This window comes from Haliea salexigens DSM 19537 (assembly GCF_000423125.1).
Classification (GTDB): domain Bacteria; phylum Pseudomonadota; class Gammaproteobacteria; order Pseudomonadales; family Halieaceae; genus Haliea; species Haliea salexigens.
On the sequence record NZ_AUHJ01000001.1, the window covers coordinates 74,513 to 86,869 of the forward strand.

Annotated in this window: 8 protein-coding genes; 5 read left to right on the plus strand and 3 right to left on the minus strand. The window is 62.7% G+C overall.

Going from position 1 to position 12,357, the window contains the following annotated elements; genetic code table 11:
- Positions 1-6 precede the first annotated feature (6 nt).
- On the plus strand, positions 7-1,887 hold the full coding sequence (locus tag G533_RS0100400) for a DUF3604 domain-containing protein (RefSeq protein ID WP_027948242.1): 1,881 nt from the start codon (positions 7-9) through the stop codon (positions 1,885-1,887).
- Complete coding sequence (locus G533_RS0100405) at positions 1,884-3,248, plus strand: phosphotransferase family protein (RefSeq protein WP_027948243.1); 1,365 nt, start codon at positions 1,884-1,886, stop codon at positions 3,246-3,248. Before G533_RS0100400 ends, G533_RS0100405 begins: the two co-directional genes overlap by 4 nt.
- Before the next feature lie 22 nt (positions 3,249-3,270).
- Here the strand turns inward: G533_RS0100405 and G533_RS0100410 are convergent, their stop codons facing one another.
- Positions 3,271-3,690, minus strand: a complete 420-nt coding sequence (locus G533_RS0100410; protein WP_027948244.1) for an SRPBCC family protein — start codon at positions 3,688-3,690, stop codon at positions 3,271-3,273.
- Positions 3,690-5,462 (minus strand): N-acyl-D-amino-acid deacylase family protein, encoded by a 1,773-nt coding sequence (locus G533_RS19960; RefSeq protein ID WP_084638720.1) that lies wholly within the window; start codon positions 5,460-5,462, stop codon positions 3,690-3,692. The genes G533_RS0100410 and G533_RS19960 overlap by 1 nt, the downstream gene beginning before the upstream one ends.
- A 184-nt stretch (positions 5,463-5,646) precedes the next feature.
- Between G533_RS19960 and G533_RS0100420 the strand changes: the two genes are divergently transcribed.
- Positions 5,647-7,605, plus strand: a complete 1,959-nt coding sequence (locus G533_RS0100420) for a pyrroloquinoline quinone-dependent dehydrogenase (RefSeq protein WP_051229832.1) — start codon at positions 5,647-5,649, stop codon at positions 7,603-7,605.
- A 77-nt stretch (positions 7,606-7,682) separates the two neighbouring features.
- Positions 7,683-9,692, plus strand: coding sequence for a DUF3604 domain-containing protein (locus G533_RS19965; protein ID WP_051229833.1), 2,010 nt, complete (start codon positions 7,683-7,685; stop codon positions 9,690-9,692).
- A gap of 44 nt (positions 9,693-9,736) precedes the next feature.
- On the opposite strand, the gene G533_RS0100430 is transcribed toward G533_RS19965, so the two are convergent.
- The gene (locus tag G533_RS0100430; RefSeq protein WP_027948246.1) at positions 9,737-11,203 is read right to left on the minus strand and encodes an FAD-dependent oxidoreductase; all 1,467 of its coding nucleotides are present in this window, start codon (positions 11,201-11,203) and stop codon (positions 9,737-9,739) included.
- Between the two features lie 196 nt (positions 11,204-11,399).
- On the opposite strand from G533_RS0100430, the gene G533_RS19970 reads away from it, so the two are divergent.
- A complete protein-coding gene (locus tag G533_RS19970; protein WP_051229834.1) occupies positions 11,400-12,326 on the plus strand; it encodes a DUF1853 family protein in 927 nt (308 codons plus the stop codon).
- Positions 12,327-12,357 lie beyond the last annotated feature (31 nt).

Genomic DNA, 12,357 nt, shown 5'->3' on the forward strand with positions numbered 1-12,357 from the left:
ACTCCCATGATGCAAAATGTTCCGCTCACCAAGGCCTTGTTCAGTTGTGCGCTATTGCTCGCTGGCACCACCCTGGCCCGCGCCGACGCGTATTCGCCCTGGGCGGACCACGATTACCCACAGCAAGTGTACTGGGGTGACACCCACCTGCACACCGCGACCTCGCTCGACGCCAACCTGTTCGGCGTGCACAACCTGACCGCCGCCGATGCCTACCGTTTCGCCCGTGGCGAAACCGTCACCAGCAGTACAGGCCTGCGCGCTCGGATGAACCAGCCGCTGGACTTCCTGGTGGTTGCCGACCACGCAGAGTACCTGGGTGTCATGCCGCCGCTTCGCGCCGGTGACCCCACGCTCATGCAAAACGACACCGCGCGTCGCTGGCGCGACATTCTCGCCAGCGGCGACCCGGTAGCCTTCGGTCGCATGATGCTGGACATCGGCGCCTCCTACGCCTCGGGAACGCCCCTGGTAACGTTACCCGCCACCCTGCCGTCACCCTGGGAAGCCAATACGCGCATGGCCGATGAAGCCAACGAGCCCGGTGTCTTCAGTGCCCTCATCGGCTTTGAATGGTCGGCCATGCCCAATGGCAACAACCTGCACCGAGTTGTCGTACTGCGCGATGACGCCACGCGTGCCAACCAGGTCACACCGTTCTCCGCTTTCGACAGCGAGGACCCGGAGGCTCTCTGGAGCTTCCTCGCCGACTACGAGCAAAACACGGATGGGCAAGCGCTGGCCATTCCCCACAACGGCAACCTGAGTGGCGGACTCATGTTTGCCGACAAACGTGCCAATGGCGATGCGATCACGGTTGCCTACGCCCGTGAGCGCCTGCGCTGGGAGCCGCTGGTGGAGGTAACGCAGATGAAAGGCGACGGCGAGGCACATCCGCTGCTGTCCCCCACCGACGAGTTCGCAGATTACGGTACGTGGGACCAGTACAACATTGAGATGAGCACTGCGCAGGAAGACTGGATGCAGCGCTTCCAGTATGTGCGCCCGGCGCTGCAGACCGGTTTGCGTATAGAGCAGCAGATCGGCGTCAATCCCTTCCAGTTCGGCATGATTGGCAGCACCGATTCGCACACCGCCCTGGCCGCCGTGGAGGAGGACAACTTCTGGGGCAAAATGTCCAGCCACGAGCCTTCAGCCGAGCGCGCCAGCCGCCTGTGGGGAATACCCGAGGCCGAAATGAGCAGCGCGGGGTTGCTCGCCGCCGGCTATGCCGCAGTGTGGGCAACCGAGAACACCCGCGAGGCGCTGTTTGATGCGATGCGCCGGCGCGAAGTGTATGCCACCACGGGGCCGCGTATGCGTGTGCGCTTCTTTGGTGGCTGGGATTTCAGCGAGCAGGATCTGACGGCAACCGATTCCGCGCTGCGGGGCTACAGGAAAGGTGTGCCGATGGGGGCCGTTTTGCCGACGCGCCAGAGTGCACAGCCAGCGCCCGTCTTCATGGCGCAGGCGCTCAAAGAGCCAGAGGGCGCCCACCTGGACCGGCTACAGGTCGTCAAGGGCTGGGTGGACAGCTGGGGCGAAACACATGAAACGGTCTACGACGTGGCGTGGTCCGGTGACCGCGAACCGAACGCCGAGGGCAAGCTGCCACCTGTCGGCAACACCGTGGACACCGACACCGGGCACTATGCAAACAACATTGGCAGCGCTGAATTGAGCGCCGTATGGACCGACCCGGACTTCGACCCCGGACAGGCCGCCGTCTACTACCTGCGTGTTCTGGAAATACCTACGCCTCGCTGGCCTTTGCACGACCGGGTACGCCTGCAAGCTGACCTTCCGGCGGGCACCGCCCTCACCCACCAGGAACGCGCCTACACGTCGCCCATCTGGTACCAACCCGAGGCGAGCGACACACCATGACCGAGCCCACTCACGACTTGCCGGAAGGCCTGCTGCCCTGGGTCGCCAGCCTGGGCCCGGGACACATATCACGCCTTGAGCGCCACGTTGCGCGACGCGAGGCCTGGGTCGTCGATATCACCCGCGGCGACGGCAGCGTACTCGAAGGTTTTCTGCGCCTCGACCGCGAGCCTGCCGCCGCCCGCAATGTTTCCTTGCAACGCGAAGCGGCCATCTGTCGCACGCTGACGGCTACCGATGTGCCCGTGCCCGCGCTGCTGGGCTGGAGCGATACACACCACGCCGCACTGTTCAGCCGTGTGCCCGGCAGCGCCGACCTCCCGGGTGTCGACGACCCACAGCGCCAACGGCGCATCATGGAGGACTTTATTGGCGCCATCGCCCGCCTCCACTGCCTCGACCTGGACAGTCTGGAGCTGGATGAGATGCTCGGTGCACGCCCCAGCACACCCGCGGAAGCTGCTCTGGGCGACCTCGATGCCCAGCTGCACGCTTTCGCGGCTTTTCTCAAGCACTACCAGGACCCACTGCTCGGCTATGGTGCAGGCTGGCTACGCCGATTTGCGCCCCGCCAGATTGCCCGGGTTTCACTGGTGCAGGGGGATACCGGACCGGTCAATTTTCTGTTTGAGGGTGACCGGGTGAGCGCCGTAGTCGATTGGGAATGGGGGCACTGGGGTGACCCCATGGAGGACCTGGGTAACATTTGCGTACGCGAATTCTGGAATCCCAGCGGCGGCCTGAGTGGGTTGTTCGAACGCTATGAGCAGCTCTCGGGAATCCCCTACACCCGGGCCGCGGCACAGTACTACCGAATCCAGCAGAATGTGCGCGGCATGATCCCGATTCACGCCGCCTGTAGCCAACCGGGTCTGCGCGAGTCCATGGCCTGGTACCTGAGCTACCGCTACGTGGGGGATCGCTCTACCTGCGAGGCGCTGGGCGATGCCATGAACGTTGCCGTGGAGGCGCCGCCCATGCCGGACACATCGGAAGATCGTTCAGTGCTGCTGGCGGCTGCATCCGCCACCCTGCAGCGCGACGTGCTGCCCGAGCTGGGCAGTCCCTTCGCCCGTTCGCGGCTCAATGACGCACGTGTGCTTGTGGCCTGTGCGGAGCGTGAACAGCGCTACGGTGAGGCAGTGCGTGCCGCCTGCTGTGAGGACATCGGACGCCTGCTGAAGACACAAACCCGGCCCTACGAGCAGGCTATTGGACAGCTTGTGGAGGCCATCGCCGAGGAACGCGTTGCCGACGAGCCTCTTATCCAGCTTCTGGCGCGCAAGGCCTATCGGGAGGAGTGGCTGTATCAGCCCGCGGCCGCCCTGTACCCGGAGCGGCGCTGGGCCGCGCTGGACTAGGGGGCTGCCGCGAGCAAGGCGGTCAGGCGTTGGCGGCAACCTCCAGTTTGGCGAGCATATCGGCATAAATGCCTTCGAGCATCGCCTGACCTTCCGTTTCAGAAATGCCCTCGGGCTTGGCGGAGCAATTCCAGCGCGCCAGGGTACGGACGCCGTTGTCCAGAGGTTCCAGCGACACCTCGGCGCGGTATTCGCTCACCGGCATCGGCATTTTCGGAATCGTGTAACTGAACGAGCGACTGGCGGCGTCCATGGCTTCCAGTATTTCGTCAATGGGCTCCATGCCTTCCATATGAATGCGACGTGTCATGCCCGGTCCTTCACCGATAGTCTCCAGATCAGTCCATCCGGGGTACCAGTTCAGGTTGCCGAAATCCTCCAGCAGCGCCCACACCTTGTCGACAGGCGCATTCAATTCACGTTCTACTTTGACTCTGATCATCAGGCAGCTTCCTCTTTGCTGTGGGGTTGGGGGGTGTTCGGTAAGTGGCTATCGCCCTGCTTGCACGCGCGCACGAGGCGTCCTGGCAGTGCCCCTGTCGGCGCACCATCCTGCATGATGACCTCGCCGGACACCAGGGTGTAGCGGTACCCTGTGGCCCCTTGATATACCCGACGTCCGCCCGCGGGCAAGTCGTAAATCACCTGCGGCGATGCGATCGCCAGCTGATCGAGGTCGATAATGTTGATGTCGGCTTTCATACCCGCTTCAAGCGTGCCGCGGTCAGTGAGGCCCATACAGCGGGCAGTTTCCAGCGTGTGCATACGCACGGCCTGCTCCAGGCTGAAGCGCGCTCCACGCTGGCGGTCACGCACCAGATAACTGAGCAGCCAGGTGGGAATACTCGCATCGGAGAGTACACCGCAGTGGGCGCCTGTATCAGCGAGGCTGATGACTGAGCTTTCATCGGCCAGCATTTCCAGCTGACGGTCAAGGCTGCGCATATCATAGCCAAACAGGGGACAGTAGAGCATGCGCTTGCCGTCATTCTCGAGCAGCGCATCGTAGGCATACTCCGCGGGTGTTACGCCGGCGCGCTCGGCCAGGTGTTGAATGCTGTCCTCCCCGGCGGGCTCATAATCGGGGTTTTCTGCCAGCACATAAATGTTGTCGAAGCCGTCGACAATCTTGTCCATGATGTCGTGGCCCATATGCGGCGGCGTTTCGTCGACGATAGCCCTGCGCACAGCGGGATCGCGCAGGCGCGCAAGGCGTTCCTCTGGCGCCAGCCCTGCCAGCGGTGCGTAGTTCTGGTGGAACATGAAGGGGTTCACGGTGCCTTCCCAGCCCATCAGGATATTCACCGGTCGCGCCCCCACATGGGGAATCAAACGCGCTCCCTCAGCACGGGCGTCCTTCACGTATTGCAGCTGTTGCTGCACACGGGGCCAGTCGGCCTCGGAGCGGTAAAAAAGCACAAAGTTCACCTGGCAATCGTTTTCGATGGAAAGACGCTTCATCCACGCCATTTCCTCTTCCCAGTTGCTGAAGTCGGACACCAGGCCGTAGATCCCCTGTCCGGTTTCACCGATCACCCGGCCTATACCCAGAAGCTCATCGGCATCCGCGTAGGTGCCGGGCATGACCTCGCCGTTGCGGGTGGTGTGCAACTGAGTTCGTGAGGTGGTAAACCCCACAGCGCCCGCCGCCAGCCCCTCGCGCACGATACTTGCCATACGCGCCACATCGTCTGCCGTGGCCGGTTCATTACGCACACCGCGTTCGCCCATGACGTAGGTGCGCACGGCACAATGCGGTACCTGTGCGCCGATATCGATGGCGCGCGGCATGCGATCCAGGGCATCAAGGTATTCCGGGAAGGTCTCCCATTCCCAGGTAATCCCCTCGGCGAGTGCTGCTCCCGGGATATCCTCCACGTCCTCCATGACCTCGATCATGCGCTGACGTTCCGCGTCATCCGGCTTGCAGGGCGCAAAGCCGACACCGCAGTTACCCATCACCAGGGTGGTAATACCGTGATTGGAGGCCGGGCTGCAGTAGGGGTCCCAGGTGGCTTGGCCATCCATATGCGAGTGTGTGTCCACCCACCCCGGGGCCACCACCAACCCCCGGGCGTCTATCACCTTGCGTGCCTCACCCTGCACATCGCCCACCGCGACAATGCGCCCGTCGAGTACCGCGATATTGCCGACAAAGGCCGGCTGACCGCTGCCGTCAACAATCTTTCCATCACAAATGAGTAAGTCGTACAAAGGACTATCCTCCGGCAATTGCTTATCTTTTTTGTGTTCGACAGACTACTTCAATGCCCCCGAGGGTTAAAGCAGGTGCATCACGCGATCTGCGGAACCCTGTGCTGGTGCAGAGATTTAGCCTGTTTACGGTCACGGCACGGGCCTGGAATTCACCGGCCTGTACAAGGAGAGTCTGCATACCATGTTCTTCCGCTTCCCTATATCGGCCCTTATCCTGGCAACAGCAGGCTTTTTATTGACGGCCTGTAACGCCAGCGATTCAGAGCCGACACAGCACCAGCCCCTGCCACAGAATCTGGCAGAGAAGCACGCACACTGGGGCCACTACGGCGGAGATGAGGGCGGTGCGCGGTTTGTCAGCCACACCCAAATCACACCGGCGAACGTAGCCGCGCTGGAGCCCGCCTGGACCTATCACACGGGCGATCTGGCACCCGAGAGCTTCCCCGACCCCTTCAACAGCCCCGCATTGCAAACCACGCCAATATTGGCCCACGACACACTGTACCTGTGCTCGCCGCGCAACAGGGTGATTGCACTCGACCCACTCACCGGCGAGGAGCGCTGGCACCACGATGCCGACCCCGCACTGACGGGCCTCTACAGCGTGGCCTGTCGCGGCGTGGCCTTTCATGACAGCAGTGACGCAGGCACAAGCGGTGCGTGTACCGCACGCATCCTGGCCGGCACCCTGGACGGCCGCCTGCTTGCCCTTGATGCCGACAACGGCAAGCCCTGCAAAGACTTCGGCGACTCTGGTGAAATCGACCTGATCGCCGATCTCGGTGATGTGCGTCCCGCCGAATATGCCCTGACCTCAGCGCCGACGGTCGTTGGCGACCGTGTGGTCGTCGGTGCCCATGTCGCCGATTTACGCCGCGGCGGAGTGCCCAGTGGCGTCATACGCGCCTTCGACGTGCGAACCGGTGAGCAGGTGTGGGACTGGGAGGCACTGCCTCCGGAGCAACGCGTGGCAGGCAGTTACACGCCCGGTACCCCCAATGCCTGGGCGCCGTTTTCCGCTGACAGTGCACGGGGCCTGGTCTTCATTCCCACCGGCAATCCGGCGGGGGACTACTACGGCGGCGAACGCAACGGCAAGGATACTTTCGGCAGCTCCGTGGTCGCGCTGGACGCACTCACCGGGGAGCGCCGCTGGTCGTACCAGACGGTGCACCGGGACATCTGGGACTACGATGTGCCCTCCCAACCGCTGTTGATCGACTACCCGGGGCCAGACGGCCCGGTACCCGCGCTGGTACAGGCCACCAAAATGGGTTTCCTGTTTGTACTCAACCGGGAAACCGGCGAACCACTATTACCGATTGAAGAGCGGCCCGCACCGGGTGGCGGGCCGGCGCCCGATGCGCTGTCTCCCACGCAACCCTGGCCGGTGTTGCCGGAGCCGCTGCACCCTACGGAGCTGACTGAGGAGGACATGTTCGGCTTCCTGTGGTTTGACCGACAGGCCTGCATCAAGCAGTTTCGCAGTCTTAATTATGACGGGCTTTTTACCCCGATCAGTACCCAGCCGACACTGGTCTACCCGGGCTTTATGGGCGGCAGTAACTGGGGCAGTGTCAGTTGGGACCCGGTGCGCAAGCTGCTGCTGGCGAACACCTCGCGAATACCGGCCGTCATCGAACTGATTCCGCGCGCCGTGGTGGAGGCACCAGGGTTCAGCGAACCCGTTGAACTGCAGCTGGACACCCCCTACGCGGTCAAGCGCCGCCCCATGCTGTCGCCGCTGGGCGCACCCTGCAACCGGCCCCCGTGGGGTGTGCTCACCGCCATCGACATGACAACCGGCAAGAAGGCCTGGGAGGTTCCGCTGGGCAGCACCCGTGATCTCGCACCCTTTCCGCTGTGGCTCAACCTGGGGGTTCCGAACAGCGGCGGTTCCATGGTGACCGCCAGCGGCCTCACCTTCATCGCCGCAGCCACCGACAGTTACCTGCGGGCATTTGCGACCGAGACCGGGGAAGAGTTGTGGAAAGCCCGCCTGCCCGCAGGTGGTCACGCCACGCCGATGAGCTACACCGGGAAAGATGGCGCGCAGTACGTGGTGATCGCAGCCGGTGGCAACCGCATGCTGGGTTCCACCATGGGTGATGCCATTGTGGCGTTCAGGCTGCGCTAGCCTTCATGGGCAAACTTAACAGGGGCTAAACGCACCTGGCGCCATCCAGCTCCACCAGCAACTCGAGGAGAATAACAATGAACCAGCGCTGGAGATACACGGCGGCCCTTGTGGCACTGTTGTCGCATGCGGCCGCCGCAGACACCATTAACGATTATTTTGGCAGCGCCGCTGCACCGCCTTTCGAAGTCGCCGTGCAGCAGCCCTGTCGCGAGAACAATCCGCACCGCAACGTGCATTTCGGCGCGACCCACATCCATACCACACTTTCTGGTGATGCCAACGCATTCGGCGTGACCAACCGCCCCGATGATGCCTATGCTTTCGCGCGAGGCGCGCCCATCACTCTCCCTCCCCCGTTCAACCAAAGCAATGGCAGCCGTGAGCAGCAGCTCGCGCGCCCATTGGACTTTGCGGTAGTCACCGACCACGCTGAATACCTGGGCGAGGTTGTACGTTGCTCAACGCCCGACAGCTCCAGTTTCAACAGCGCCACATGCAAAATGTTTCGCGGTGAAGAGTTGGGCGGCTGGCCTGAAGAGATGGCCCATCTCGCCAGGATGTTCGCGCTGGTCCTCAAAGGTGACGCGGCACCGCGTAATCCGGATGTATGTGGTGAAGACGGTACGGCGTGTATAGAGGCAATGTCCGGCCCCTGGCTGGAAATACAGCGCGCGGCCGAAACGTGGAATGACGCCAGCGAGGATTGCGCTTTCACCACTTTCGTGGGCTATGAGTATTCACTGGCCATCGACTCCAACAACATGCATCGCAATGTCATATTCCGCAACGCGACGGTTCCATCCTTGCCCGTTAGTGCGCAGGAAGCGGGAACGCCACAGGCCCTGTGGCGCAATCTGGAAAAGAACTGCCTCGACAGCGACACGGAGTGTGATGTGCTGGCGATTCCGCACAACTCCAACTGGAGTGCAGGGCGCATGTTTTATTCCGAATATCCCGGTGCCAATACCCCCGCCGATGAGATCCGCATGGCCGAATTGCGCCAGCGCCTCGAACCGCTGGTGGAGATCATGCAAGTGAAAGGTGACTCTGAGTGCCGCAACGGACTGTACCAGGTACTCGGAAGCGCTGACGAGCTGTGTGATTTTGAAAAACTGCGTGAACCGGCTGAACCCGCAGTGGACTGCGAATTGAGTACGGGTGTGGGAGGCATGCAACTCAGCAGTTGCATCTCACGCCTCAGCTTTGTCCGTTATGGCCTCATAGAGGGCCTGAAAGAACAGCAACGCATCGGCGTAAACCCGCTCAGGCTTGGTATCATTGCCGCGAGTGACAACCACAACGCCACGGGTGGAGCCGTAGCTGAAGCCGGCTTTGAGGGGTCCTCGGGCCAGGACACCTTACCGGCGGACCGCCTTCAAGGTGAAATCAAGGTGGGAAACGTTGCCACCAATTCCCCGGTGCGAAGTAATCCGGGGGGGCTTGCAGGTATATGGGCTGAAGAAAACAGTCGCGAGTCCCTGTTTACCGCGATGAAACGCCGGGAAACTTTTGGTACCAGTGGACCGCGTATTGTGCCGCGGTTTTTTGGCGGTTGGGAGTTCCCGCAGGACATGTGCAAAGGTGGGGACTTCGCCGCGCAGGGCTACGAGCACGGCGTACCCATGGGCGGTGAGCTGCCTTCCACACACGGGCCAGACAGTGCGCCCGTCTTCGCGCTTAACGCCCTGCGAGATGCCAGCGATGAGGGCGCGTCACTTCAGCGCATTCAGGTTGTGAAAGGCTGGGTGGATGATCTGGGCCGCATGCACCAGAATATCTACGATGTGGCAGGCAACGCCAACAACGGCGCCAGCGTGGATCTTGAAACATGCGAACGCAAGGGCAAAGGTCACGCACAATTGTGTAGCGTCTGGCAGGACCCCGACTTCGACGCCAAGCGTGATGCCGTCTATTACGCCCGCGTTATAGAGAACCCAAGTTGTCGCTGGTCCACTTACCAGTGCAAGCAGCTCAACCCCGCAGACAGGCCGCCCAGCTGCAATGATCCCAACGTCCCCAAGACTATCCAGGAGCGCGCGTGGACATCGCCTATCTGGTACACGGCACCACGTCAGGGCAAGTAATGCCGCCCCTCAAGGCGGCCTGGCACTCGGCCGGCCGCCCGCGCCTATTGTGCAGCAACCTGCCGACCCGCAAGGCGGCCAAAAAAGCTGCCATCACCCAGGGAAATACCGGAACAATACGCCTCGCCCCAGCGCGGCAGGCCACAGCTGGTGCGGCCAGCGGCATACAGCCCGGGTACCGCCACGCCGTCGCCATTGAGCACTTCGCCAGACGCCGCCGTGAGTAGACCACCGAGCGTAAAACCGGTCGCCGGGTAATCTTCACCGGTGAAACTGAGCGCCGCGAAGGGCGGCTCAACCAGTGGCCGCATCCAGTCCGCATGCTTGTGCAGCACCGGGTCCTCACCTGCGGCGGCATAGCGGTTGTAGCTCTCCACCGTGTGCACCAGCTCGCCGGACGGTATACCCAGCTCTGCCTCCACCTCAGCCCAGGTTTCACCGACTGCGGCAATCTGGATATCCGGGTTGAAATCGGGACGCGCAAAAATGCCGTTGTCCATCAGCAACCAGGCGCGGCCATTGGGCTGACGCAGGATGTAATGCGTCGCGCGACCGTGGTACGCGTCTTCATTGATGAAGCGTTGCCCGCGCTCGTTGACAAAAATCCCGAACACCATATTGTCCGGCGGGAACGACGGCTTGGTGGCGAAAAACTCGTTCATGTGGCTCACCGCGCCACCAACGGACATGCCCATGCGAATACCGGAGCCGTCATCGTTGCCGCCGCTGGTAGGCATTTCGGCCGCAGCCAGTGCCCCGGGCGCAAAGCGCTGCACCATATCCTTGTTGCAGATAAAACCGCCAGCGCACAGCACCACGCCCTTGCGCGCACGCACAAAGCTGATTTTGCCGTCAATGCGCGCCACCACCCCATGTACCGTATCGGTAGCGTCAGCCACCAGGCACAGGGTACGTGCGTTGAAGTGTGCCTGCGCCCCGCAGGCCAGCGCACGTTCGGCCAGTTTATCCATGACCAGACGCCCGGCACCCATGCCTTCCATTTGTGCTGCGTGGGCGCGCGGTGCCGGGTCCGACACCTCGGAAAACGGCCAGGCCCGCTCGCTGCCAGACCAGATCAGTGTGTCATCGGTGACCGGCTCCAGCCATTTCCCGGGCAAGTAAGTACCCTTGAACGGGATGCCCTGCTCTGCCAGCCATTCGTAGTGCGCTACCGCTCCATCGGCGTACAAGCGTACTTTAGCCTCATCCACACCGGGACCACCGCTTTGCAACAGGTACTTGAACAGCGCTTCAGTGCTGTCCTCAAAACCCGCTGCGCGCTGCACGGGTGTGCCACCGCCAAGATAAAACTCACCACCCGAGAGCGCCGCACTGCCGCCGTGTGTGCCGGCGACCTCGAGTACGGTTACGGATGCGCCGGCGCTGGCTGCTTCAATCGCCACGCAGGCGCCGGCAATGCCAAAGCCCACGACCACCACATCGGTTTCAATGTCCCAGGCCGGCACCTGGTCGAGCCGGCAGGGTGTTGCTGCAGAATAATTCGCCGTCACAAACGCTTCTCCTTTACACTCTCGATAGCATGGCGACCCCAACGGGCCACAATTTCACCGCGCTGATACTACCCGTTCGCTACCCGCTGTGCCGCTCTCGCCCGGATAAAGCGCGATCCGGTTAAACTCTGCAGACCCGCGAGGACCCCCGCCGCCGGGGCCACCGCACCCCCACAGCCACGAGCCGAGAGGATTGATGGACGAACAGGAAGGAGAGGCCGCATTGGCCGCGCTGGCGTTACAAGAACGCACAGTACGGGACCTCGCCTGGGCCTGTTTCACCCCTGCCCTACTGCATTTACAGCAGGCAGATCTCGGCACGGCAGCGTTCCCACTCACCGGGGCCCGCAGTGCCTGGCTACAGGCGCTGGATCGGGACCCGGGGCCACTGCGGGATTGGTTGCAGCAGCGCCCGGCGACGCGGCTGGGAGTCTATTTCGAGCGCCTGTGGCAGTTCTTTCTCCACAGCGACCGTGATACCGAGCTGATCGCCAGCAACCTGCCGGTGCGCGCGGGTGGCCGGACACTGGGGGAATTCGATTGCCTGTACTGGTGCCAACAGCGGCAACGGGTGGTACATCTGGAACTTGCGGTAAAATTCTACCTGGGCCTGGCAACTGCCACGCCAAGCGCTGGCTACAGCAACGGCTGCGACTGGATCGGCCCCAACACGGTCGACCGCCTGGATCGCAAACTGCAACGACTACTACAACACCAGACACAGCTCAGCCAGCAGCCGGCAGCACAGCCTGTTCTCGCAGCCCTGCATGCGGAAAAACCGCTGCGGGAAGCGAGGGTAGCGGGCTGTCTTTTCTCACCTTCGGCGGCTGTACTGCCGCCCCCCCGAGGCTACAACATGGCACTGCCCCTGGGCCGCTGGCTGCCGCTTGAAGAATGGCGCGCTGAGTGCGCGGGCGACTGGCAGATCATTCCGCGCCTCCACTGGCTGGCGCCCCTGCGCGCCTCGCGTCATGGGCAGGCGGGTGCAACGCTCGCCGCCACGTTGGAGGCGCATTTTCGAGAGGGGGGCAAACCGCAATTGGTCGCAGCGCTGGACACTCACGGCAACGAACGCAGCCGCTGTTTCGTGGCGGCAGATATCTGGCCAGATTCACGCAAATAATTCAGGCGGCCCCCCTTGGCAACTGATAGAG

Bases quoted from the DNA above. Each gene is read 5' to 3' on its own strand.
- G533_RS0100420 (WP_051229832.1), top strand. From the start codon at position 5,647: ATGTTCTTCCGCTTCCCTATATCGGCCCTTATCCTGGCAACAGCAGGC.
- G533_RS19970 (WP_051229834.1), top strand. From the start codon at position 11,400: ATGGACGAACAGGAAGGAGAGGCCGCATTGGCCGCGCTGGCGTTACAA.
- G533_RS0100410 (WP_027948244.1), bottom strand. From the start codon at position 3,690: ATGATCAGAGTCAAAGTAGAACGTGAATTGAATGCGCCTGTCGACAAG.
- G533_RS0100405 (WP_027948243.1), top strand. From the start codon at position 1,884: ATGACCGAGCCCACTCACGACTTGCCGGAAGGCCTGCTGCCCTGGGTC.
- G533_RS19965 (WP_051229833.1), top strand. From the start codon at position 7,683: ATGAACCAGCGCTGGAGATACACGGCGGCCCTTGTGGCACTGTTGTCG.
- G533_RS0100400 (WP_027948242.1), top strand. From the start codon at position 7: ATGATGCAAAATGTTCCGCTCACCAAGGCCTTGTTCAGTTGTGCGCTA.